The following is a 24,523-nucleotide window of genomic DNA, read 5'->3' as shown; positions in this document are numbered from 1 at the left end:
TCAGGCTTCGCCGGTGCCGAAGCTGCGGTACACGCCCAGCAGGGCTGCCTTCTGCTCGTCGGTGAGATTGGGATCGGCCTGGACGGCCTCGACGACAGTGGGCACGTCCTCGCGGTCCATCAGGCCCGCATACGACAGCAAGGTGGCGGCCCGCACGTTGAGCGCCTCGGCAAGTGCCTTGAGCACCCGGACGGACGGCTCGTGCAGCCCCCGCTCGATCTGGCTGAGGTACGGATTGGACAGGCGCGCCATCTTGGCCAGCTGACGCTGGCTCAACTCCATCAGCTCGCGCTGAGCCCGGATGAAGTCGCCGAGCTGGTCAAAGCCCGGGAATGGGCTTGCCGACGGCTGATCGTCCGCGTCTGCGGCGTCAGCGTCGGAAGCGGCCATCAGGCCTGGGCATCCTCGCTGGCCCGCTCCCACGCTGCAGCGATGCGAGCGGCGCAGTCCTTGTTGGCCTCGTGAACCCGGCCCAGGAAGCCGAAGTAGGTGTCGATCATCTCGGTCGGCTTGGGCAGGTACTCCGCGAACGGACCGGCGACTGCGGGCACGGCAGCGAGCCATGCCTCGGCGACGCGCTCGTTCATCGAGACGAACTGCTCCTGGGCAGTCTTCATCTGTTCAAGGGTGCGATCTTGCACTTCGCGGATGGAATCAAGAACGGCCATGTGGCTTGCTCCGGTACTCAAGGGGGAAGCGCCGGAGGGGGGTCACCGGCGCTGTTAGAAATAGTACCCACTTCGGGAACAACTTGCAACTTGTTGTTACAGGGCGGCTTGGACTATTCGGGCGAATTGGGTTGGGTCCAGGGAGGCGCCTCCTACTAGGGCGCCGTCTATGTCGGGCTGTGCGAGGAGTTCTTGGGCGTTGGCGGGCTTGACGCTTCCGCCGTACTGAATGCGGAGGTGCTGGCCGGTTCCCCGGCGCATGTCGTCGACTACTTGGCGGACGGTGGCACACATGCCCTGGGCGTCCTGGGGCGAGGCGTTGCGGCCAGTGCCGATGGCCCAGACGGGTTCGTAGGCGACGACCAGGGTCTCGAAGTGGGCCTTGGTCAGCTTGGCGAGGCTTCCCTGCAGCTGGGTGGTGACCACATCGGCGGCACGGCCGGCTTCTCGGTCGTCGAGCGTCTCGCCGACGCAGACGATGGGGGTCATGCCTGCCTTGGCCACGGCCGCTGCTTTTGCGGCGATGAACTCGTCGGTTTCGCCGAACAGGGCCCGGCGCTCGCTGTGACCGACGATGACATAGCTCACGTCCAGCTTGGCGAGCATCGCGGGCGACACCTCGCCGGTGAAGGCGCCCTGGCCCTGGTCGTGGCAGTTCTGGGCGCCGAGCTTGAACTCGAGGCGATCGGCGTCGATGACGGTCTGGCACGAGCGCAGGTCCACGAACGGCGGGTGCAGGCTGATCTCGACCCGGTCGTAACGGTGCCGGGCCAGCTCGTAGCTGAGCTTCTGGCACAGCTGGATGGCCTCGAGGTGATTGAGGTGCATCTTCCAGTTGCCCGAGATCAAAGGCGTTCGGCTCATCGTCGCTCTCCCCTGCTGCCTCAGCGCTGTGGCGAGTCTCGCAGCGCAGCGAGACCGGGCAGATCGCCATGCTCGATCAGCTCGAGCCCCGCCCCTCCCCCGGTCGAGATGTGATCCATGTAGGGCACCAGGCCGAATTGAGCCACCGCCGCCGCGCTGTCGCCCCCGCCGACCACGGCGAATGCGCGGGAATCAGCCATGGACTGCGCAACTGCGCGAGTGCCGGCGGCGAATCGCTCGTCCTCGAACAATCCCATCGGGCCGTTCCAGAAGACGGTGCGGGCATCTGCGATGACGTCGTCGAACTCCGCAGCCGAGCCGGGGCCGATATCGAGGCCACGACACCCATCGGGCAGAGTGCGGCCCATCTGGCGCACGGTGCCGCCGGCATCCAGAGCGGTGATGTCGCTGGGCAGGACGATCCTGGTGCCGCCCCCCAGCAGCCGCTCGCAGGTCTCGATGAAGTCGGGCTCGCACAACGAGTCGCCGACCTGGTGACCCATCGCAGCCAGGAACGTGAAGCACATCCCTCCGCCGATGACCAGCGTGTCGACCACCCCTGCAAGGGCCTCGACGACGCCGAGCTTGTCGCTGATCTTCGCGCCCCCGAGCACCGCCACGAACGGCCGCCGGGCATCAGCACGCAGGCCGCCGATCACCTCGACCTCGCGGGCCAGCAGCCGGCCGGCTGCGCTCGGCAGATGCCGGGGAGGTCCCACGATGGACGCGTGAGCCCGGTGGCTGGCACCGAAGGCGTCATTCACATAGCCGTCGAAGGGAGCTCGCTGTGTTCCGTTGCCGAAGCGCACCACGATCTCACCCGCAACGAGGGCATCGGCGAACGCAGCGTCGTTCGCAGTCTCGCCCGCATGGAAGCGCAGGTTCTCCACCATCTCCACGCCCGGCGCGGATGCGGCGAGCCGTTCGGCTACCGGAGTGAGCGAGAAGCGCTCGTCGGGAGTTCCCGCAGGTCTGCCCAGGTGAGAGCACGCCGTGACCGCCGCACCCCGTTCGGCCAGCCACGACAGCGTCGGCAGTGCCGCACGGATGCGCAGGTCGTCGGCGATCTCACGGCGACCGTCCGGACCTTCGCGCAGCGGCACGTTGAAGTCGCAGCGCACGAGGATGCGGCGGCCGTCGAGCCCGCCGAGCTGCTGTTCGAGATCTTCCAGCGTCGGCAGGGCGCCGCCGCTCGCCTGCAGGCTCATCGATTGCAGGCGATGCCCACGAGGTCGACGAGCCGGTTCGAGTAGCCCCACTCGTTGTCGTACCAGCCGAGGACCTTCACCATGTTGCCCATCACCATCGTCAGCCCGGCGTCGAACACGCAGCTCGCCGGGTTGCCGACGATGTCCGCGCTGACCAGGGGATCAGTGGAGTAGTCGAGCACGCCCGCCAGCGGCCCATCGGCAGCCGCCTGGGCAAAGGCCGCGTTGACCTCGTCGGTGCTGGGGCTTGCATCGAGCACTGCGGTGAAGTCGGTGATGGATCCGTCCGGAATGGGCACCCGCAGCGACGTGCCGTCGAGCTTGCCGGCCATGGCCTGCAGCACCAGACCGGTCGCCCGCGCTGCGCCGGTCGAGGTGGGGATGATGTTGACCGCTGCAGCCCGGGCACGACGCAGGTCGCCATGGGGGCCGTCCACCAGCGACTGGTCGCCGGTGTAGGCGTGGATGGTGGTCATCAGCCCCTGCTGCACACCGAACGCCTGGTCCAGCACCTGCACCATCGGCACGAAGCAGTTCGTCGTGCAGCTTGCGTTCGAGACGACCTTGTGGCTAACAGGATCGAAATCGGCGTCGTTGACGCCGACGACGAACGTGGCATCCGCACCCGATGCCGGGGCGGAGACGATTACGAGCGGTGCACCGGCGTCGAGATGCATCGCCGCCTTGTCGCGAGAGGTGAAGATGCCGGTGGACTCCACCACCACGTCGACGCCGTAGTCAGCCCAGGGCAGGTCCGCAGGGTTGCGCTCGGACAGCACAGGCAGCACCGAGCCGTCGATCGAGATGCCGCCGTCGGTTGCGGCGATGTCGTTCGGCAGGTTGCCGAGCACCGAGTCGTACTTGAGCAGGTGGGCCATGGTGGCGGTGTCGCCCAGGTCGTTGACCGCCACGATCTCGATGTCGCTGCCGGGGCGGTCGGCCGCCCGGTAGAAGTTGCGCCCGATCCGGCCGAAACCGTTGACGCCCACGCGCACGCTCATCTGCTGCCGTCCTCTTCGTCCCGCGAGCCCGCCGGGCTGGCAGCCCCGACTCGATCTGTCGCTAGCTGTCTAGCGGGAGAACAGCGCTCAGCGGGCGATGTCGCGGTGGCGGCAGTGAAGGTCGTGGCCCCGCTCGACGAGCAGGCGGGTCACCTGCTCGGCAATCGCCACGCTGCGGTGCCTGCCGCCGGTGCAGCCCAGCGCGATCGTGAGGTACGACTTGCCCTCGGACCGGTAGGACGGGAGCAGCGATTCGAGCATTGGCATGAGGTGCTCGAGGAATGCTGCGGTCACCCCCTGGCCGAGCACCCAGTCACGCACGCCCGGGTGCAGCCCGGTGTAGGGACGCAACTCGGGCACCCAGTGCGGGTTGGGCAGGAACCGGCAGTCGAACACAAGATCGGCCTCGCGCGGCACGCCGTGCTTGTAGCCGAATGACATGACCGCTGTGCGCATGCCGAGCTCGTCGCCGGTCGCGCCGAACTCGTCGTGCACCCGGTCTCGCAGCTCATGGACGTTCAGGTCGCCGGTGTCGATGACCACATCGGCCATGTCGCGCACATCGGCCAGCAGCTCGCGTTCCAGCTCGATGGCATCGATGACTGAATCCGCTACGGGCTCGGCATTCGGCGACGCTGCGGCATCGGCCCCCGCTTCGGCCAGAGCAGGCAGATCGCCGGTGTGCAGCGGGTGCCGCCGGCGTGTGTCGTCGTAGCGCCGCACGAGCACCTCAGTCGGGGCATCGAGATAGACGACACGCACGGCGGCGTTGAGTTCGCGCAGCTGCTCGATCGCGGTCACCAGATCCTCCCGGTACTCCCGGGTCCCGGCCACCAGCGCCACGCGACGCAGCCGCGCTCGGGGCGAAGCAACCATGTCGGCCACATCGCCGATCAAGTGCGGCGGCAGGTTGTCGATGACGAACCAGCCCAGATCTTCGAGCGCGTTCGCAGCCGTCGAGCGGCCGGCACCCGACAAGCCCGCAACAATCGCGAATTCTGGTCCCCCAGCCATGCCGCCGAGGGTACGGGCGAGGCGCCCGACTCAGGAGCCGGTCTCGACCTCCCCCGGGTGGGTGGCGGCAAACACCGCCTCAGCCACTGCATTGGGCAGCCAGCTCAGAGCTTGCAGGTCGTCGAGCGTCGCCGACTTGACAGCGCCGACGCTGCCGAACTCGCGCACCAGGCGGACCCGCCGCTTGTCCCCGAGACCCGAGATCCCGTCGAGCACACCGCGCTTGAGGGCCTTGCTGCGCAGCTTGCGGTGGTACGACACGGCAAAGCGGTGACTCTCGTCGCGCACCCGCTGCAGCAGGTACAGCGCTTCAGACTGCCGGGGAATCCGCACCGGGTCCGAACGACCGGGCACGAACACCTCCTCGAACTGCTTCGCCAGCGCACACACCGGTATCTGGGAGCGCAGCCCTAGCTCTTCCAGCACGCCCGCTGCGACGCCCAACTGCCCCTTGCCGCCGTCGACCACCAGGAGCTGGGGCGGGTAGGCGAAGCGGCCCTGCTCGGAGGCGGGCAGATCGCGCTCGGCCAGATAGTTCCGCAGCCGCCGCCGGAGCACCTCGTCCATCGCCGCGTAATCGTCGTTGCCCTCGACATCGCGGACCCGGAAGTGCCGGTACTCGCTGCGACGCGGCAGACCGTCCTCCAGCACCACCATCGAGCCCACGTAGTTGGTGCCCTGGAGGTGGCTCATGTCGTAGCACTCGATCCGCAACGGCGGCGTCGCCAGATCCAGGTGCTCAGCCAGCTCGTTCAGCGCGCGGGCCCGGCTGTTGTGATCTGCCCCCCGGCGCAGTCGATGCCGTGCCAACGACTCTCGTGCGTTGTGGCTCGCGGTCTCCATCAACGCCCGCTTGTCGCCGCGCTGCGGGACCCGCAGCGTCACTCGAGAGCCCCGCTGAGAACTCAGCCATTCCTCGTACACCCCCACCTCAGGCGGGAGCGTCGGCACGAGCACCACCTTGGGCCAACCCAGCGGGTTCTCGTCGTGATACAGCCCCGAGAGCACACGGGCAACGAGCTGCGGTCCGTCCAGCTCCTCCACCTTGTCCACGACGAAGCCTCGCTGGCCCATCACCCGCCCCTTGCGCACGAAGAACAGCTGCACGGCGGCTTCGAGTTCGTCGTCACCGATGCCGATGACATCGAAATCCTCGTTGCGAGTTCCGGCGATCTGCTGTTTCTCTATCGCTCGCTTGACGCTGGCGAGTCGGTCGCGCAACCGGGCAGCCAACTCAAACTCGAGCTCGGTCGACGCATCGGCCATGCGCTGGGTGAGATCGTTCACCACCTCATCGGTGTGGCCTTCGAGGAATCGCACCAGCTCGCGCACCAGGCGGTCGTAGTCCTCCCGGCTGATCTCCCCCACGCACGGGCCGGCGCACTGCTCGATGTGGTACAGCAAGCAGGGCCGGCCGAGCCGCTCGTGGGTCGCGAGCTTGCTGTCGCTGCACGTGCGGATCGGAAAGGTGCGCAGCAGAAGGTCGAGCGTCTCACGGATCGCGTAGGCATGCCCGTAGGGCCCGAAGTACCGGTTGCCACGCTTGCGCCGTCCGCGTATCACCATCGCCCGCGGCCATTCGTCTGCCAGCGTCACAGCCAAGAACGGGTACGACTTGTCGTCGCGCAGCCGGACATTGAACCTGGGTTGATGCCGCTGTATGAGGCTGTACTCGAGCATCAGCGCTTCGACCTCGGTGGTCACCTCAATCCACTCGACCGAGGCGGCCGTGGCCATCATCTGCGCGGTGCGATGGTGCAGCCCAGCGGGGTCGCCGAAGTAGCTGTTCAGGCGAGACCTCAGGCTCTTGGCCTTGCCCACGTAGATGATGCGACCGTCCGAATCCAGGAACTGGTAGCTCCCCGGTGCATCCGGTACCGATCCCCCCTCAGGACGCAGGCCCACACTTGCAGACTAAGGAGCCGAGCCCGATATGTGGGTCCGATAGGTGGATACTGCGAGGGCGTGTAGTAAGTTTCGCCGTCGAAAGGTCCGATCTTGAGCTGCCCGCTCTGGCATGCCTCGGGATTGGCATGGTGCGGTCATTCCGCATCTCGTAGCTGCGCAGGAGGCTGCACAATATGGAACTCGCACAGGAGCGGGACTCGGGCACCAACGTCATCAGTCCCGCGGGCCGGGTTGATGGATCAAACTCCGCCGACTTCCACGAAGCGCTCGCCGCAGCCATTGCTGACGACGACAGCCGCGTCATCCTCGACATGGGCGGAATCGATTACATCAGCAGCGCCGGGTTGCGCGTCTTGTTGCTGGTCGCCCAGCGCCTCGGCGGAAGCTCGACACCGTTCGCCGTCTGCTCCCTTGCCGCATCGGTCGACGAAGTGTTCCGCATCAGCGGCTTCAATCAGATCATCACGGTATACGGGACGCTCGACGAGGCGAAGGCGCAACTGGCCTAGCCGCGCCGATGTCCCAACCCTGGCGCATCCTCGTCGTCGACGACGAGCCCGACCTCGAGCCGCTCGTCCTGCAGCGGATGAGGCGTCAGATCCGCGGCGGCAAGTACCAGTTCGAGTTCGCCGGCAACGGCTTGGAGGCACTCGAGAAGCTGCGGGCCGACGACACGATCGACTTGGTCCTGTCTGACATCAACATGCCCCAGATGGATGGGCTCACGCTGCTGTCGCAGCTCAGCTCGCTGGATCAAGACCTGCGAGCGGTGATCATCTCCGCGTACGGCGACATGGGCAACATTCGCACGGCGATGAACCGCGGTGCCTTCGACTTCGTCACCAAGCCTGTCGACTTCGACGATCTGCAGATCACGATCGACCGCACCGTCGAACATCTTCGGCAGTGGCGGGAGGCGACGGCCTCGCGGGACAAGCTGGTCACGCTCCAGAACGAACTCGACATCGCCACGAACGTCCAGCAGTCGATCCTGCCATCGGATTTTCCGGCGACAGCGAAGTACGAGATCAACGCCAACATGGTGCCTGCCCGCAATGTCGGCGGCGACTTCTACGACTATGTCGGCGTCCCGAACGATCGGATGTTCGCAACCGTCGCAGACGTGTCGGACAAGGGCATACCGGCGGCGCTGTTCATGATGTCGAGCCGGACTGCACTCAAAGGTGCGGCGATCGGTACCGGCTCGCCGCGGGAAGCCCTCATCGAGGCAAACCGGGTCTTGCAGGCCGACAACCCGACGCTCATGTTCGTGACGGTCATCATGGCGGTCTACGACCCCCACAGCGGCGAAGTGACCTATTCGAGCGCCGGCCACGATCCGCCGGTGGTAGTGCGTGCCGACGGAAGCGCTGAGCAATTGCCCGCCATGGGAGGCATCGCGCTGGGCGTCGCGCCCGAGGAGCTGTTCGGGGCCAACCTGAAAGAGCACACGTTCTCGCTCGCACCGGGCGAGACGCTGCTGCTCTACACCGACGGTGTCAGCGAGGCCATGAACGTCGAGCACGAGGAATTCGGCACGGCTCGACTTCTCCAGCTCTTCGAGGGCAACGCGCCAAAGAGCGCCGATGAAGCCATGACCGCCGTCTTCGATGCCGTCCACGAGTTCGCCGGGGAGGCCCCCGCCTCGGATGACATCACCTGTCTGGCCCTGCACCGGAGTGCCACACCATGAGGCATGGTCTTCGTAGCGTCGAGATTCGGACTGATCAGCTCCTCGACACCGCACCATGCCGTCGAGCCCTCACCACGGAGCGCCGTACATGCGACGTTCGCTGAACATCACTCCCGTGCCGGGAGCGGCGGCCGCCGAGGCACTGCCGCGCATCGTGGCGTTCGTCGAGGAGATGGCAGAGCTCGATGACTGGGCGCCCGATCTCGTGCTGCGGTCGAATCTGATCCTGGAGGAGCTGATTCTCAACACGCTGACCCATGGCCGCACGAGCGGTCTCAGCGACATCGAGATCACGCTGGAGAGCGGAGTGAACTCGGTCACGATCACCGTGGTGGACGACGGTGCCGCATTCGACCCGCTCAACGACAAGCCCTCGCCGGATACCGAGCTACCGCTCCAAGAGCGGTCGATCGGCGGCCTCGGCCTGCACCTGGTGCGCACCATGGCAGAAGACCTGGAGTACAAGCACGCCGACGGCAAGAATCACCTCACGCTGGTCGCTCGGGCTGGTGCCTGACGGCTCTCGACAGCGCATGCGCCTGCGCCTGTCGGCCAGACAGCGCGCCCGCATCTCGACAGCCGTGCTCGGGGTCGCACTTGCCGTGGTGATTGCCGCGTGCACCGGGTCGGGCACGAGCTCGATCGACGGCAACCGCGGCGGCAGCGGCGGTGGCGATTTCGCCGCACCGGCAGCCCCGACGGTGCCCCAAGGCGGCAGCACCGAGACCGGCGTGTACAGCGATCGAGTGGTGTTCGGGCAATCTGCTGCACTGAGCGGTCCCGCCGCGGAACTCGGCGTCGGCATGCGCTTGGGGATCCTGGCAGCGTTCGAAGAGGCCAACCGGGCCGGGGGCGTCAACGGGCGGCTGCTCGAGCTGAGGTCCCTCGACGACTCATACGAGCCCGAAGCCGCCATTGCCAATACTGCAGCGCTCATTGACAGCAAAGAAGTGTTTGCGCTGATCGGCGCCGTGGGAACACCGACATCCCGCTCCGCAACCCCCGTGGCGGCCGCCGCCGACATTCCCTACGTGGCACCGTTCACGGGGGCCGGGTTCCTGCGGAATGACGACTGGACCAACATCGTCAACCTTCGTGCCTCCTACGCTCAGGAAACCGAAGAGATGGTGGAACGCCTGACAGTCGACTTGGGCATCGAGCGCATCGCCGTGCTCTTCCAAGACGATTCGTTTGGCCGTGCCGGTTACTTCGGCGCACTTGCCGCACTCGAACGGCGCGGCATGGAGCCCGTCGCGATCGGCTTCTACCCACGCAACACCACGGCCATCAAGACAGCGCTGCTGGATCTGAAGGCCGGAGATCCCGAGGCCGTGATCATGGTCGGCGCGTATGAGCCCGTAGGCACCTTCATCTCGTGGTCGCGCAACACCGGCTTCGACCCGGTCTTCATCACACTGTCGTTCGTCGGCGCGAACGCGCTCGCCAACCAACTGGGCGCAGTCGGCGAGGGCGTGCTCGTCACCCAGGTCGTGCCGTTCCCGTTCGACGACTCCACCCCCGTCGTCGCGGCCTACCGGGCCGCCCTGGATCACCTGGGAACCGTGCACGCCGATTTCGATCACGTGGATCCCGATCCGGTTCCCGGCTTCGTGTCGCTGGAGGGCTACATCGCTGGCCGGCTCGCCATCGCCGGATTGGAGCAATGCGGCGTCTCGGTGACGCGCCAGTGCTTCTTGGACTCCATCTTGGGAGCCGACGAACTCGACGTGGACGGTTTCGTGCTGAACTTCGGCGACGGCGCGAGCATCACCGAGGACAACCAAGGCTCGGACGCAGTCTTCGTCACCCAGATCGGATCCGACACCGCCTACCGCGCTCTTGACACGCTGACGAGCACAGATCCATGACCGAGACAGCGTCTACCGACGAGACACCGCCGGGCAGCGACATCGGCGACGAACCCGAACCGGCCATCGAGACCGACGATTCCGTCGGGAGTGCATCCGGGGGCGACGCCTCTGCGGGGCACGGCGAGCTCAAGGACCCCAAGCCGTCGCTGCATCTGCGTATCTCGACGCAGATGTATGCGGGCATCGCCGTGCCGCTGCTGCTGGTGCTGGCCGCGAGCGTGATCGCGTGGATCTCGTTCACCCGGGTCGGCGAGGCGGAGCAGGAAGTCACCGAAGGGGCCATTCCCGAACTCGACGCTGCGTTTGGGGTCGCCGAGTCCAGCAACCGGCTTGTGGCCGGCGGGCCCGCACTCGTGTCCTCCACCCCGGAGGACTTCACCGATGTCGTCGCGGGAATCGCGGCAGCGCGGTCAGAGTTCGAGATCCAGCTGGAGCTGCTGTGGAATCGCGGCACCGGCTCGATGTGGCTCGGCGAGATGCGCGGGTACGCCGCTCAGCTCAACTCCAACATCGCCGCCATCGAATCCGAGATGCCCGAGTACTTCGCACTGGGCCGAGAGGCCGACGAGCTCAGAGCTGAGGTGGATGCCGCCGTGCGCGAGCTTGAGCGCGGGATCGTGCCGGCGCTCGACGACCAGCTCTTCTTTCTCGTCCAGGGACGGCGGCATCTGTGGACGCCCCCGGCGCCCGCGTCGATCCACAGGTCCGACGATGAGGTGCTGCTGTACCGGCGCTGGTCGGCATTGAGCGGTGATGTGTCGCAGACCGACGCCTTGCTGGCGAGCGCATTCAGCGCCTCGGATTCGGCGCTGATCGAACCGCTGCGGGAGAGCTTCGAATCGGCCAGGGACCGCATCGAGATCAACCTGGCCGGGCTGGACGATGCGGCCGGCCCCGAATTCCAAGCTGCGGTTGACCGGCTGATCGCGCTCGGACTCAGCGACGGCAGCGTCTTCGACGTCACACAGCGGCGTCTGCAGATCGAGGAGTCCCAACGCCGCCTGCTCGCCGAGAACCAAGACTTGGGAGTGGCACTGGTCGGCGAGATCGAATCTCTCGTCGGCGCGGTGCAAGCCGACGTGGACGCCACCACTGCGGCCTCGGCGCAGGCGATCAGCACTGGCCGACTGCTGCTCGTGGTGATCAGCGTTGTCGGCATCGTGGGCGCGCTGCTGTTCAGCTGGCTGTTTGTCGGCAAGCGGATCCTGCGCCGCGTCGCCGGGCTTTCGGACCGCATGCGGGCCTTGGCTGGCGGCGATCTGGAGACCCCTGTCGAGACCGGGGGCAGGGACGAGGTAGCCGAGATGGCGGATGCGCTCGAGCAGTTCCGCCAGGCGGCGCTCGAGGTGCAGCGGCTCAACCTCGTCGAAGAGCTCGCCGGCCAGCTCAGCGAGCGCAACGAGCAGCTTTCGCAGACGCTCGCCGACCTCGACCGCGCACAAGACCAAATCGTGGCGAACGAGAAGCTGGCGGCCTTGGGCGAGGTGACCGCCGGTGTCGCCCACGAGATCCGCAACCCGCTGAACTTCGTCAAGAACTTCGCCGAGTCGTCAGACGAGCTGCTCGAGGAACTGCTCGAAGCGATCGCAGATCCCGAGCCGCCCGACGACCAGGCCGATTACATCGCAGAGATCACCGGCGACCTCAAGGAGAACCTGACTCGCATCCGCGGTCACGGCGACCGGGCCAACCGCATCGTGGAGAGCATGCTGATGATGGGCCGGGGCGGCGGCGAGTCGCGCCCCGTGGAGATCAACGCCCTGCTCGAAGAGCACGCCATGCTCTCGTACCACAGCGCCCGGGCGCAGGATGCCGATTTCAACGTGACCATCGAGCGCGACTTCGACCCCGACGTGGGCGAGCTGGAGGTCATCCCCCAGGACATGGGCCGCGTGTTCTTGAATCTGGTCACCAATGCTGGCTACGCGGCGAACGAACGATGGCGAGACCTCGGCGGCGAGCCGGGCAAGATGATCACGGCAGGCGACGGCGACGACACGCCCTACTTCCCGACGATCTGGCTGAGCACCCAGCGCACCGACGAGTCGGCGGTGATCAAGGTCCGCGACAATGGCACGGGCATCCCGCCAGATGTGGTCCAGCGGATCTTCGAGCCGTTCTTTACCACCAAGCCCACCAATGAGGGCACGGGCCTGGGGCTGGCGATGTCGAACGACATCGTGCGAGGCCACGGTGGTCAGATCTCGGTGGAGAGCGAGCCCGGCGAGTACACCGAGTTCACGGTGGAGCTGCCGCTCGAACGCGCGGCACCCGTCGAGCCGATCGAGACCCCCGAACCGACGCCGGCGAGCTGATCGGCAGCGGGGCGCTGCGTCGCTCAGCCGACGAGCGGCGCGAGGTAGCGGCCGGTGTGGGACTCAGGCGTTGCGGCGACCTGCTCGGGCGTGCCTGCGGCCACCACCGTGCCGCCCCCGATGCCCCCCTCGGGACCCATGTCGATGATCCAGTCGGCGGTCTTGATGACGTCGAGGTTGTGCTCGATGACCACCACGGTGTTGCCGCCCGACACCAGCCGGTCGAGCACGCCCAGCAGCCGCCGGATGTCCTCGAAGTGCAGGCCCGTGGTGGGCTCATCGAGGATGTAGATGGTGTGGCCGGTCGATCGCTTCGAGAGCTCGCTGGCCAGCTTGACCCGCTGTGCCTCGCCGCCTGACAGCGTCGTCGCGGGCTGTCCCAGCCGGATGTAGCCCAGCCCGACATCGACGAGTGTCTGCATGTGACGCCGGATGGACGGCTGCGCACTGAAGAACTCCAAGGCGTCCTCGCAGGGCATCCCGAGAACATCGGCGATGGTCATGCCCTTGAATCGGATCTCGAGGGTCTCGCGGTTGTAACGAGCGCCCTTGCACACCTCGCAGGGCACGTAGACGTCGGGCAGGAAGTGCATCTCGATCTTGATGGTGCCGTCACCGGCGCAGGCCTCGCAGCGGCCGCCCTTCACATTGAAGCTGAAGCGGCCCGGCAGGTAGCCGCGCACCTTCGCCTCGTTGGTCGCCGCGAACAGCTTGCGGATGTGATCGAAGACCCCCGTGTAGGTGGCCGGGTTGGAGCGCGGCGTGCGTCCGATGGGCGACTGGTCGATGTCGATGACCTTGTCGAGCGCCTCGACGCCCTCGATGGAGGTGTGGAGCCCGGGCACCCCCTTGGAGGAGTAGATCCGCTGCATGAGCGCCTTGTAGAGGATCTCGTTGACCAACGTGCTCTTGCCCGATCCCGACACGCCGGTCACGCAGATGAAGCACCCCAGCGGGAACTCCACATCGATCTTGCGCAGGTTGTGCTCTCGGGCGCCACGCACGACGAGGCGGTCCAGCCCCAGAGAGCGTCGCGACGGCGGCACCGGGATCTCCCGGACGCCGGCAAGGTACTCGCCGGTCACCGATCCGGGTGCCGATGCCAGCCCATCCACCGGGCCGCTGTAGACGATCTCGCCCCCGTGCTCGCCGGCACCGGGGCCGATGTCGACCACCCAGTCCGCCACCGAGATGGTCTCGAGATCATGCTCCACCACCAGCACGGTGTTGCCGAGATCGCGCAGGTGCAGCAGCGTGTCGATGAGCCGCCGGTTGTCGCGCTGGTGCAGCCCGATCGAGGGCTCGTCCAGCACGTACAGCACGCCTTCGAGACCGCTGCCGATCTGGCTGGCGAGGCGGATGCGCTGGGCCTCGCCGCCGGCCAGCGTTGCCGCCGAGCGGTTCAGCGTGAGGTAGTCGAGGCCCACGTCGAGCAGGAAGTTCAGACGGGCGTCGATCTCCTTGATGATCGGCGCTGCGATCATGCGCTGGCGCTCGGTGAGCTCGAGACCGTCGATGATCTTCGCTGCCTCGCCGATCGATGCCGAGCAGAGCTCGAAGATGTTCCGGCCGGCCACCCGCACAGCCAGCGACACCTCGTTGAGCCGTGCGCCGTGGCATGCCGGGCACGGCACCTCGCGCATGTATCCCTCGATGCGGTTGCGCGACCAGTCGCTCTCGGTATCAGCGTGACGGCGGCGCAGGAACGGGATGACTCCCTCGTAGCGGGTGGTGTAGCTGCGTGAGCGGCCGTAGCGGTTGCGGTAGCGGACCGTGATCTGCTGACCCGACGGCGCACCTTCGAGCAGCAGCGTGCGATGGCCTGGGTCTAGCTGCGACCACGGCACGTCGAGCGGGACGCCATGCTCCTCGCCGACCGCTTCGAGCAGCCGCGTGAACCACTTGCCGGTCGCCCCAGCCCACGGAGCGAGCGCCCCGTCGGCGACGGTCAGCTCGCTGTTCGGCACGACGAGTTCGGGATCGACCTCGTAGCGCGTGCCGAGGCCGTCGCAGGTCTGGCAGGCACCGTAGGGGGAGTTGAACGAGAAGTTCCGAGGCGCCAGCTCCTCGAAGGAGCGGCCCGTCGTCGGCGAGTACAGGTGCTGGCTGAACGTCAGTATTCCCTCAGCGTCGTCCTGGGTGCCGTTCGAGCTCTGCGGCACAACATGGATCCACACGTGACCGTCAGCCAACCCGAGCGCGGCTTCCACCGACTCGGTCAGCCGCTGGAAGATGTCGCCGCGCATCACGAGCCGATCGACGATCACCTCGATGTCGTGGTTGACGTAGCGATCGAGACGCTCGATCTCGTCGACGCTGCCGAGATCCAGCACCTCGCCGTCCACCCGGACCCGCGCGTAGCCCTGGCGGGCGAAGTCGCCAAGCTGGGTGTGGTAGTCGCCCTTGCGACCGCGCACCACCGGCGCCAACACCTCGAAGCGAGACCCCTCATCGAGCTCCAAGATCCGGTCCACGATCTGCTGGGCCGTCTGGCGCTGGACGACTTCTCCCGTCTGGGGGTCGTACTGGATGCCGATGCGGGCGTAGAGCAGCCGCAGGTAGTCGTACACCTCGGTGATCGTCCCGACGGTCGAGCGGGGGTTGCGGCTGGCGCTCTTCTGGTCGATCGAGATCGCCGGCGAGAGGCCCTCCAGGAAATCCACATCGGGCTTGTCCATCTGGCCGAGGAACTGCCTGGCGTAGGCCGACAGCGATTCCACGTAACGCCGCTGCCCCTCGGCGTAGATGGTGTCGAACGCCAGCGACGACTTGCCGCTGCCGGACAGCCCGGTGAACACGATCATGTGATCGCGCGGCAGCTCGACGTTCACGTTGCGCAGGTTGTGCTCCCGCGCGCCGCGGACGACCAGCTTCTCACCCATCGGGGCGAGCCTACCTGTGCCCCCCTGGTGCATCCCGGACACAAACACAAGTTCGAAGACGCCGTCTCGAGCGGCTTGACCGGGGCGCTGGCGAGCAGAACTAGGGTCGCGGTCATGCCATACGAAGTACGAGGAGTCGTGGCGAAGGCAGTGGGCGAACCTGTCAGCGTCGAGACCATCACGGTTCCCGATCCCGGACCCGGCGAGGTGATCGTCGACGTGCAGGCATGCGGCGTCTGCCACACCGATCTGCACTACCGCGAGGGCGCCATCAACGACGAATTCCCGTTCCTGCTCGGGCATGAAGCAGCGGGTGTCGTCTCGGAGATCGGTGACGGCGTCGACGGCGTTGCCGTCGGCGACTTCGTGATTCTGAATTGGCGCGCTGTATGTGGCAACTGCCGGTCGTGTGATCGGGGCCGGCCCTGGTACTGCTTCTCGACGCGCAATGCCGCGCAGAAGATGACGCTGGACGGCGTCGAGCTCTCCCCTGCGCTGGGCATCGGCGCATTCGCCGAGAAGACGCTGGTGGCTGCCGGCCAGGCCACGAAGGTGGATCCGGCGGCACCGCCCGAGGTAGCGGGGCTCATCGGCTGCGGCGTCATGGCGGGTCTCGGCGCGGCGATGAACACCGGCGGCGTCAGCCGCGGCGACAGCGTGGCCGTCTTCGGCTGCGGCGGGGTAGGCGATGCGGCAATCTGCGGGGCACGTCTCGCCGGAGCGCACACGATCATCGGCATCGACATCGACGATCGCAAGCTCGAGTGGGCCCACTCCTTCGGTGCCACCCACACGATCAACTCCTCGCAGCTGAGCAAAGACGAGGTCGTGGCGGCTGTGCAGGAGCTGACGGACGGCAACGGCGTGGACGTTGCCATCGAGGCCGTCGGCCTGCCGCAGACCTATGAGCAAGCCTTCTACGCCCGTGACTTGGCGGGAACTGTCGTGCTGGTCGGCGTGCCGAACCCCACAATGAAGATCGAGCTGCCGTTGATCGAGGTGTTCGGGCGCGGCGGTTCGCTGAAGAGTTCATGGTACGGCGACTGCCTGCCCAGCCGGGACTTCCCGATGCTCATCGACTTGCACCTGCAGCACCGGCTGCCGCTCGAGCAGTTCGTCAGCGAGACCATCGGCATCGACGGCGTCGAGGAGGCCTTCGAGAAGATGGAGCGCGGCGAGGTGCTGCGCTCTGTCGTCATGCTGTAGGCGACCGTCAGACGCCGGCTAGGCGCTGGCGTCGCGCAGGTCCCGGCGGAGTTCCCTGAGCTCGTCTCGCAGGCGAGCCGCGTACTCGAATCTCAGGTCCGCGGCGGCCTCGGCCATCTCCTCCTCCAGCGAGGCGATCAGCCGAGTGAGATCGTCAGCGGGCAAGTCGCCGTACGCGGCCTTCACCCGTTCGGCGTTCACACGGCCCGACACCAGCTTCTCCGGCACCGGGGCCGACTCCGCCGGGCCTCGCAGCACTTCCAGGATGTCGGTGACGGCCTTGCGGATGGTCTGGGGGTCGATGCCGTGCTCGGCGTTGTACGCCTGCTGCAGTCCCCGCCGGCGGTTCGTCTCGGACACCGCACGCTGCATCGACGGGGTGATCTCGTCGGCATACATCACCACCTGTCCGTCGACGTTGCGTGCCGCACGACCGATGGTCTGGATCAGCGATGTCTCGCTGCGCAGGAAGCCCTCCTTGTCGGCATCCAGGATCGCCACCAGGCTCACTTCGGGCAGGTCGAGGCCCTCCCGCAGCAGGTTGATGCCGACGAGCACGTCGAAGTGGCCGAGCCGCAGATCCCGGAGGATCTCGATGCGCTCGATGGTGTCGATCTCGCTGTGCAGGTAGCGCACGCGCACACCCAGCTCGAGCAGGTAGTCGGTGAGGTCCTCGGCCATCTTCTTGGTCAGTGTGGTGACAAGCACCCGCTGCCCGCCGGCCGTGACCCGCTCGATCTCCCCCATCAGGTCGTCGATCTGCCCGCTCGTGGGGCGCACCACGATCTCGGGGTCGACCAAGCCGGTCGGCCGCACGATCTGCTCGACCACTTGGCTGGAGGTCCGCAGCTCGTAGTCGCCGGGCGTCGCCGACAGGAACACCACCTGGTTCAGCCGGTCCATCACCTCGTCAAAGCGCAGCGGCCGGTTGTCCCGGGCCGACGGCAGCCGAAAGCCGTGTTCCACCAAGGTGTCCTTGCGCCGCCGGTCTCCGGCGAATTGGCCGTGCAGCTGGGGCACGGCCACATGGCTCTCGTCGATCACCAGCAGGTAGTCGTCGGGAAAGAAGTCCAGCAGCGTGTAGGGCGGCTCGTCGTACACCCGCCCGTCTAGGTGCATCGAGTAGTTCTCGACGCCGTTGCAGTAGCCCAGTTCGGCCAGCATCTCAAGGTCGTACTCGGTACGCATCCGCAGCCGCTGTGCCTCCAGCAGCTTGTTCTCGTGCTCGAAGAACCGCAGCCGCTCGGCCAGCTCGACCTCGATCTTGCCGATCGCCGCTCGGAGCTTGTCACCGCCGGTCACGTAATGCGAGGCGGGGAAGATCGTGACCTCCTCGAGTTCGCCCAAGCGCTCGCCCGTGACCGGATCGATTCTGCTGATCCGGTCGATCTCGTCACCGAACAGCTCGACCCGCACGAGGAACTCCTCGTATGCGGGATGAACTTCGAGCGTGTCGCCCCGCACCCGGAATCGGCCCCGGACGAGGTTCATGTCGTTGCGCTCGTACTGCATGTCGACGAGGCGGCCCAGCACCGAGCGCTGGTCGACTATCTCGCCCACCCGCAGGTAGAGCATCTGGCGCAGGTACTCGGAGGGAGCGCCGAGCCCGTAGATGGCCGAGACCGATGCCACGACGATGACGTCGCGGCGGGTCAGCAGCGCGGCCGTGGCCGAGTGGCGCAGCCGGTCGATCTCGTCGTTGACGGTGGAGTCCTTCTCGATGTACGTGTCCGACGCCGGCATGTAGGCCTCGGGCTGGTAGTAGTCGTAGTACGAGACGAAGTACTCCACGCGGTTGTCGGGGAAGAACTCACGGAATTCGTTTGCGAGCTGCGCCGCCAGGGACTTGTTCGGCGCGAGCACCAGGGTCGGACGCTGCGTGCGCTCGATCGTCCACGCGATGGTTGCGCTCTTGCCCGAGCCGGTGATGCCGAGCAGCGTCTGGAACCGGTCACCGCGAGTGACTCCCGCTGCCAGCTCGGCCACTGCACGCGGCTGATCGCCGGCTGGATCGAAGCCGGCCGTAACCCGGAACGGATGCGCAGCCGTCGGTTCGGGCAGCCATGGACGCTCCCGGCGGCTATCTGAGTCGGCTGCGTCGGTTGCGTCCTGCTGCGACGGAGCCGCCGAAACCGATGCCATGCCGGAGAGGCTAGGGCCGTGACGCTGGGCCATTCCGCCAGCGACAATGTGCTCGCACGCCTCGGGAACGACGGCGCGGGCGCAGTGCCTCCCTGTGACCGGCCGGTGTGGTTATCCTGCCGCGCTGACCGCCCAATCGACGAATTCTGGGTTGACCACCCGCCTGAGAACGCTCATGAGCCGAGACGACACCGACGCAGACGCGCTTGACGATGACGCGCCCGACGACGCGCTGCTCGACGACGACCTCGAGCCCATGGAGGAAGACCTCGAGGCGGAGGAACTGGGTGTCGACGGTCTCGATAACGAACTCGATGACGATCTGGACGACAACCCTGACGACGTGGACGTCGATGACTCGGCTGCGGACGACGATGATCAGCCCAGCAGCCGCGAAGTCCCCACCGGCGTGCGTCCGACCGACGACGAGGACGACGATGACGACGACGAGGAGCTCGAGGCCGACCTCGGCGAGATCCTCAAGGAGCGTCTGGCCTCCGAAGACGACGACGAGGACGACGACGATGACGAGATCGGCATCGTCACCGGCACGCGCTCGGGGTCAAAGCAGGAAGACGAGATCCTGTGCGAGGGCTGCTTCCTGCTGGTCAAGCCCTCACAGTTCGACACGCGATCGCCAGAGCCGAGCTGTCCTCACTGCGGAACCCCGATCGTCTACTGATTGTTCGGCTCCGGCACGTGCGGGAGTGCGCTCGCCCACGCGAACGCCGCGTCGACAGCGATCTCCAACTCGTCGACGCTGCCCGAATTGTCGATGACCCAGTCGGCAATCGCTAGGCGCTCGTCGCGCGGCAGCTGAGCGGCGATGCGCGCCCGCGCGTCGTGGGCAGAAAAGCCACGCGCGTCCACGAGCCTCCGTACCGCTAGGTCGATCGGCGTGTCGACCACCAATATCCCGCTCGTCGGATAGCGCGGCTGCTGCCCCTTCGCCAAGCCTTCGCCCAGCAGGGGAATGTCCAGCACGACCAGCCGATCCGTTCCGGCGAGTTCGCCGAGCCTGCGCCGTATCTCACGCCCCACGGGCGGATGGGTGATGGCGTTCAGGTCCGCAAGCGCTTCGCTGTCCGAGAACACCAGATCGGCTACCGCGCCCCGGTCCAGCGTCCCATCGGACGCAACGATGCCGGAGCCGAAACGCTCCACCATCTGCCCGAACACCGGGCTCGACGGCACCTGCTGCTCGCGGACGATGGCGTCGGCGTCGATCAGCGCGGCACCACGCCGCACGAACCCTGCTGACACCGTGCTCTTGCCGCTGCCGATTCCGCCTGTCAGACCGATCGTGATCATCGACCCAGACGGCAACCAGCGATGCTCGGCGGCGGAGGGGAGTCGTTACGCGGGCTGGGGGTCGCCTTCGGGCTCGGCGCCGTCGGCACCCTGGTTCTCGTAGTGCGCGAGTGCTTGGCGGTAAGCCTCCTCGCCATGCTCCTCGTAGTACTCGCGCCAAGCCCGCTCGGCTTCTGATTCCTCGCCGTCGGACGGGGTCTCGTAGCTGAATTCGCCGATGAAATTGCCTTCCTCGTCGTACGCGTGATCGCCGAACGCCTCGCGGTATTCCTCCGCAACGACGCCGCCTTCGGCCGCTTGCTTGATCGACAGGCTGATGCGCCGGCGCTGCAGGTCCAGATCGATGATCTTCACCCACAGCTCCTCGCCCGGGGTGACGACCTGCTCGGGCAGCTCGACATGGTGTGCCGACATCTCCGAGATGTGCACGAGGCCTTCGATACCGTCGCCGACCTGTACGAACGCGCCGAACGGCACGAGCTTGGTGACCCGCCCGTACACGAGCTCTTCGACCCGGTGGGAGCCAGCGAAGGCTTCCCAGGGATCCTGCTGGGTGGCCTTGAGCGACAGTGAGATGCGCTCGCGTTCCCGGTCGATCTCGAGCACTTCGACGGTCACCTCGTCGCCGATGTTGACGACCGAACTGGGGTGATCGACATGCTTCCAGGACAGCTCCGACACGTGGATGAGACCGTCCATGCCGCCGAGGTCGACGAAGGCGCCGAAGCTGACCACCGACGACACGCGCCCGGTCCGGCGCTCGCCCTTGCGGAGATCGCGCAGGAACCCCTCGCGCTCTTCCTTGAGACTCTCCTCCAGCCAGGCACGCCGGCTGAGCACCACATTGTTGCGGTTCTTGTCGAGCTCGATGATCTTCGCTTCGAGCTCCTGGCCGACATAGGGGGCGAGATCGCGTACCCGCCGGAGCTCCACCAGCGACGCCGGCAGGAAACCGCGCAGGCCGATGTCAACAATCAGACCGCCCTTGACCACCTCGATGACGGGGCCCTTGACGACCCCATTGGACTCGCGGATCTCCTCGATACGGCCCCAGGCTCGTTCGTACTGTGCCCGCTTCTTGGACAGGACCAGCCGGCCGTCGGGATCCTCCTTCTGCAGGACGAGCGCCTCGATCTGATCGCCGACCTCGACGACTTCGGAAGGGTCGATGTCGTGACGGATCGAGAGTTCGCGCGACGGGATGACACCCTCGGACTTGAAGCCGATGTCCAGCAGCACCTCGTCGCGATCAACCCGCACGATGGTGCCGGCCACGATGTCGCCGTCGTCGAACTCGACGATGGTCTGCGCGACTGCCTCCTCGAACGGGGTATCGCCTAGGTCATCAATCGTGACGGTCCTCGGCACGTATTCGCCTGCATCGGTGAACGTGCCGAATTCGCTGTCCGAAGCGCCGTTCGCCCCGTCGCCGCCGGCACTGCTGCTCACCGCTGATTCTGGGGAAGCCTCTGGGGGATGATCTCCGGCGGCTGGGTCTTCGAGATCTGGAGCGGGGGCGGGGGCGAGTGCGTCTGTCACGGCGGGGGGTGCTCGGGTAGGAGGTACGGGCGCCGGCGGCCGAGCGTGCCGCTCGCAGCGCACGGCAAGGCTATCGGGACTCTCCAGATCAGCCCCCGGCGGTGCTGCCGCTTAGCCCTTGGCGTCTGCCCAGGTGGAGCCGACCGCCACATGCACCTCGAGCGGCACCGCCAGATCGGCCGCGTTGCGCATCACGTCGACCGTCAGCTCAGTCACCTCGGCCGACTCCGACGGGTGGACTTCGAGGATCACCTCGTCATGCACCTGCAGCACGAGCCGGCTCGCAGCGGAGCGGGCCTGTAACGCTGCATCCAGCCGGACCAGCGCGACCTTGAAGATGTCCGCTGCGAGGCCTTGGATCGGTGCGTTCATGGCCTGACGCTCGGCGGCTTGCCGCACCCGGAAATTGCGCGAGCTCAACTCGGGCAAGGGGCGCCGCCGGCCGAACGCAGTCTCGGTGTACCCCTGCTCCCGGCTCTGGTCGACAACGTTCTCCATGAACGACCGCACGTGCGGGAAGGCTTCGAAATAGGCGTTCAGGATTCCCGCCGCCTCGTCGGTCGGCACTCCGAGCCGTTGCCCGAGCCCGTAGGCCTCCATCCCGTAGGCGAGGCCGTAGCTGACCATCTTCGCCACGGACCGCTGCTGGGGCGAAACGTCGCCGCCGGAGATGCCGAACAGCGATGCCGCAGTCGCACTGTGGATGTCATGACCTGCCTCGAAGGCAGACACGAGTCCGGGATCGCCTGAGAGGTGTGCTATCACCCGCAGCTCGATCTGGTTGTAATCGGCGATCAGCAGCTCGAAGCCGCTGGCCGGCACGAAGGCGCGCCGAAACAGACGGCCCTGCTCTGTGCGCACCGGGATGTTGTGCAGGTTCGGGTCCTCGGAACTGAGCCGGCCGGTACGGGCCACCGTCTGGTTGAACGTCGCATGGATGCGATTGTCCGTGCTGACGCACTCCAGCAGGCTGACGCCGTAGGTCGAGCGCAGCTTCTCGACTTCCCGGAAAGCCAAGAGCCGATCCACGATCGGGTGCTCGCCCCGCAGCGACTCCAGCGCAGCCGCGCTCGTGGAGTAGCCGGTCTTGGTCTTGCGCTGCGGCGTCAGCCCCAAGTCTGTGAAGAGCACCTCGGCGAGCTGCTTCGGCGAGTTGACGTTGAGGTCGTCGCGACCGGCCAGCCGCCGTACGTCGGTCTCCAGTGCCGCGACCTCGTCGGTGAGGTGATCGCGCAGTGACTCCAGCTCGGAGCGGTCGACGCCGATCCCGGCATCTTCCATGCGCGCGAGAACCCCGATCAGCGGCCGCTCGATGTCCCGGTACAGGTCCGACATGCCCAAGTCGGCGAGCTGCCGGGCGAGCACTGGTGCCAGCATCGCTACCGCGAGAGCGTCGCGTCCCGCCGCGGCGCTGTCGAGTGGGCCGGCGCCTTCAGGATCGTCGAAGCCCAGCTGTCCCTCGGTGTCGGCGCCCTCGATGTGCACACCGCAATGGCGCCTCAGCAGCGCGCTGAGTTCATCGCGGCCTTCGGCGGGCACGATGAGGTACGCAGCGATCGAGGTGTCCATCTCGAGCCCGCCGAGCGCGGCTCCAGCGTCGCCCCCTGCGTCGAGCGGCGCCAGCGCCCGCATGAGCGGCTTTGCCTGGTGGACGTTGACCCCGGGACCATCGGTTCCCACCACGGACGCGAATGCGGCGGCGATCTCGGTGTCGGAGAGGTGTTCGGCGGCCAGAGCGAGCACCGCGCCCGACGGAGGGTCGACGGCGATCGCGAGCGCATCGAGCGAACCGTCGAGCGCGAGCACGCATCCGAGCGCAACCGGATCGTCGCGCTGGGCTATCTCGTTGAGCACCGAGACGATGTCGGCGCTGTCATCGCCGGGCACGAGGTGCACCTCGGCAAGCTGCGGGGCATCAGCACCGGCGGGATCCGGTGCCAGCACGCCGTCGAGCGCCGTGCCGATCAAGGCCTCGCGGAGCCTGGCGTGCAGGCTGCCGAACTCCAGGAATTCGAAGGTGCGCGTCACGTGCTCGGTGTCGAATCCGTCCCACGCAAGATCTGAGGGCGTGATATCGACTGGGGCATCGACGCGCAGCGTCATCAGCTCGACGTTGCTGCGCACATCATCGCTGTGCGCCGCCAGGTTCTCCGCCAGCTTCGGGGTCTGGTCTGCCGCCGCAGCGAGCAGCGCTTCGGTGCTGCCGTACTTGTTGAGCAGCTTGGCGGCTGTCTTCTCGCCGACGCCGGGGACGCCCGGCAAGTTGTCGGAAGGGTCGCCGCGCAGCGCGGCGTACTGTACGTAGAGATCCGGCGTGACGCCCGTCCGCTCAGCGATGCCCGCCTCGTCGTAGAGCGCATAGTCGGTCACACCGCGCCGGTTGTAGAGCACGCGGACGTGCGGGTCCGCCACGAGCTGATACACGTCGCGGTCGCCGCTGACGATCAGTACGTCGTCCCCGCGCCCGGACGCTTCAGCCGCCAGGGTGGCCAGCAAGTCGTCAGCCTCGAAGCCCGCGCAGTCCACCGCCGGGATGCTCAACGATTCGAGCACCTGCCGGACAAGTCCGAGCTGGTCGATGAGAGTGTCCGGCGTCTCGTCGCGGTGCGCCTTGTAGTGCGGTGCAGCCTCGTGCCGGAACGTCGGCTCGGGCCGGTCGAAGCACACAGCGATCGCGTCTGGCCCGTGGTCCCGCACCAGGTTGATGAGCATGGAGGTGAACCCGAACACGGCGCCGGTGGGCTGGCCGGAGCGGGTGGCCATGTCGGGGGGCACGGCGTAGAACGCCCGGTACGTGAGGGAGTTCCCGTCGAGCAGCAGCAGCTTCGACATCGGGTTTCTCCCATCTTGACGACACCACGGTCGCCCCGGGTGCTCGGGCTCGGCTCGGGCTGAATCGAT

At 66.9% G+C, this 24,523-nt stretch carries 19 protein-coding genes; 7 read left to right on the top strand and 12 right to left on the bottom strand.

Translation table 11 applies throughout. The annotated features are described in order from the left end of the window. From ACOGW9_RS02935 to uvrC, 7 genes are all read right to left on the bottom strand, one after another. A complete protein-coding gene (locus tag ACOGW9_RS02935) occupies positions 1 to 390 on the bottom strand; it encodes a helix-turn-helix domain-containing protein (RefSeq protein WP_419908207.1) in 390 nt (129 codons plus the stop codon). Continuing rightward, positions 390 to 617 carry a hypothetical protein gene (locus tag ACOGW9_RS02930; protein WP_419908205.1) on the bottom strand — a complete coding sequence of 76 codons (228 nt, stop codon included), beginning with the start codon at positions 615 to 617 and terminating at the stop codon, positions 390 to 392. Before ACOGW9_RS02930 ends, ACOGW9_RS02935 begins: the two co-directional genes overlap by 1 nt. Positions 618 to 764: 147 nt before the next feature. Beyond that, positions 765 to 1,532: a triose-phosphate isomerase gene (gene tpiA, locus ACOGW9_RS02925; RefSeq protein ID WP_419908203.1), complete on the bottom strand. Its 768-nt coding sequence runs from the start codon at positions 1,530 to 1,532 to the stop codon at positions 765 to 767. A 20-nt stretch (positions 1,533 to 1,552) separates the two neighbouring features. Further along, complete coding sequence (locus ACOGW9_RS02920; protein WP_419908726.1) at positions 1,553 to 2,713, bottom strand: phosphoglycerate kinase; 1,161 nt, start codon at positions 2,711 to 2,713, stop codon at positions 1,553 to 1,555. Between the two features lie 23 nt (positions 2,714 to 2,736). Continuing rightward, entirely contained in the window at positions 2,737 to 3,741 is a 1,005-nt protein-coding gene (gene gap, locus ACOGW9_RS02915; protein ID WP_419908201.1) for a type I glyceraldehyde-3-phosphate dehydrogenase, read from the bottom strand. A gap of 87 nt (positions 3,742 to 3,828) precedes the next feature. Beyond that, entirely contained in the window at positions 3,829 to 4,755 is a 927-nt protein-coding gene (gene rapZ / locus ACOGW9_RS02910; protein ID WP_419908199.1) for an RNase adapter RapZ, read from the bottom strand. 30 nt (positions 4,756 to 4,785) lie between these two features. Continuing rightward, positions 4,786 to 6,660 carry an excinuclease ABC subunit UvrC gene (uvrC, locus tag ACOGW9_RS02905; protein WP_419908196.1) on the bottom strand — a complete coding sequence of 625 codons (1,875 nt, stop codon included), beginning with the start codon at positions 6,658 to 6,660 and terminating at the stop codon, positions 4,786 to 4,788. A gap of 176 nt (positions 6,661 to 6,836) precedes the next feature. Here uvrC and ACOGW9_RS02900 point away from each other — a divergent pair, with 176 nt between their 5' ends. From ACOGW9_RS02900 to ACOGW9_RS02880, 5 genes are all read left to right on the top strand, one after another. Then, positions 6,837 to 7,172 carry an STAS domain-containing protein gene (locus ACOGW9_RS02900; protein WP_419908194.1) on the top strand — a complete coding sequence of 112 codons (336 nt, stop codon included), beginning with the start codon at positions 6,837 to 6,839 and terminating at the stop codon, positions 7,170 to 7,172. Positions 7,173 to 7,180: 8 nt separating this feature from the next. Further along, positions 7,181 to 8,356 carry a PP2C family protein-serine/threonine phosphatase gene (locus tag ACOGW9_RS02895; RefSeq protein WP_419908192.1) on the top strand — a complete coding sequence of 392 codons (1,176 nt, stop codon included), beginning with the start codon at positions 7,181 to 7,183 and terminating at the stop codon, positions 8,354 to 8,356. Between the two features lie 88 nt (positions 8,357 to 8,444). After that, entirely contained in the window at positions 8,445 to 8,873 is a 429-nt protein-coding gene (locus tag ACOGW9_RS02890; RefSeq protein WP_419908190.1) for an ATP-binding protein, read from the top strand. Beyond that, complete coding sequence (locus tag ACOGW9_RS02885) at positions 8,866 to 10,224, top strand: ABC transporter substrate-binding protein (protein WP_419908188.1); 1,359 nt, start codon at positions 8,866 to 8,868, stop codon at positions 10,222 to 10,224. Before ACOGW9_RS02890 ends, ACOGW9_RS02885 begins: the two co-directional genes overlap by 8 nt. Further along, positions 10,221 to 12,542 (top strand): sensor histidine kinase, encoded by a 2,322-nt coding sequence (locus ACOGW9_RS02880; RefSeq protein WP_419908186.1) that lies wholly within the window; start codon positions 10,221 to 10,223, stop codon positions 12,540 to 12,542. Before ACOGW9_RS02885 ends, ACOGW9_RS02880 begins: the two co-directional genes overlap by 4 nt. Before the next feature lie 23 nt (positions 12,543 to 12,565). Here ACOGW9_RS02880 and uvrA read toward each other — a convergent pair whose 3' ends face one another. Further along, positions 12,566 to 15,424 (bottom strand): excinuclease ABC subunit UvrA, encoded by a 2,859-nt coding sequence (gene uvrA / locus ACOGW9_RS02875; RefSeq protein WP_419908184.1) that lies wholly within the window; start codon positions 15,422 to 15,424, stop codon positions 12,566 to 12,568. Between the two features lie 114 nt (positions 15,425 to 15,538). Here uvrA and ACOGW9_RS02870 point away from each other — a divergent pair, with 114 nt between their 5' ends. Beyond that, entirely contained in the window at positions 15,539 to 16,630 is a 1,092-nt protein-coding gene (locus ACOGW9_RS02870) for an S-(hydroxymethyl)mycothiol dehydrogenase (RefSeq protein ID WP_419908182.1), read from the top strand. Between the two features lie 18 nt (positions 16,631 to 16,648). Here the strand turns inward: ACOGW9_RS02870 and uvrB are convergent, their stop codons facing one another. Then, positions 16,649 to 18,772, bottom strand: coding sequence for an excinuclease ABC subunit UvrB (uvrB, locus tag ACOGW9_RS02865; protein ID WP_419908180.1), 2,124 nt, complete (start codon positions 18,770 to 18,772; stop codon positions 16,649 to 16,651). Between the two features lie 175 nt (positions 18,773 to 18,947). On the opposite strand from uvrB, the gene ACOGW9_RS02860 reads away from it, so the two are divergent. Continuing rightward, positions 18,948 to 19,454, top strand: coding sequence for a hypothetical protein (locus ACOGW9_RS02860; RefSeq protein WP_419908178.1), 507 nt, complete (start codon positions 18,948 to 18,950; stop codon positions 19,452 to 19,454). Here the strand turns inward: ACOGW9_RS02860 and coaE are convergent. The 3 genes from coaE to polA form a co-directional block, all read right to left on the bottom strand. Next, complete coding sequence (gene coaE / locus ACOGW9_RS02855; RefSeq protein ID WP_419908176.1) at positions 19,448 to 20,083, bottom strand: dephospho-CoA kinase; 636 nt, start codon at positions 20,081 to 20,083, stop codon at positions 19,448 to 19,450. The genes ACOGW9_RS02860 and coaE overlap by 7 nt on opposite strands. A 45-nt stretch (positions 20,084 to 20,128) precedes the next feature. Continuing rightward, entirely contained in the window at positions 20,129 to 21,451 is a 1,323-nt protein-coding gene (gene rpsA, locus ACOGW9_RS02850) for a 30S ribosomal protein S1 (protein ID WP_419908724.1), read from the bottom strand. A gap of 282 nt (positions 21,452 to 21,733) precedes the next feature. Beyond that, positions 21,734 to 24,454: a DNA polymerase I gene (gene polA, locus ACOGW9_RS02845; protein ID WP_419908174.1), complete on the bottom strand. Its 2,721-nt coding sequence runs from the start codon at positions 24,452 to 24,454 to the stop codon at positions 21,734 to 21,736. Between the last annotated feature and the right edge of the window lie 69 nt (positions 24,455 to 24,523).

The organism is Candidatus Poriferisodalis sp. (genome assembly GCF_965203655.1).
GTDB lineage: Bacteria > Actinomycetota > Acidimicrobiia > Acidimicrobiales > Poriferisodalaceae > Poriferisodalis.
This window is presented reverse-complemented; position numbering and strand designations above follow the sequence as displayed.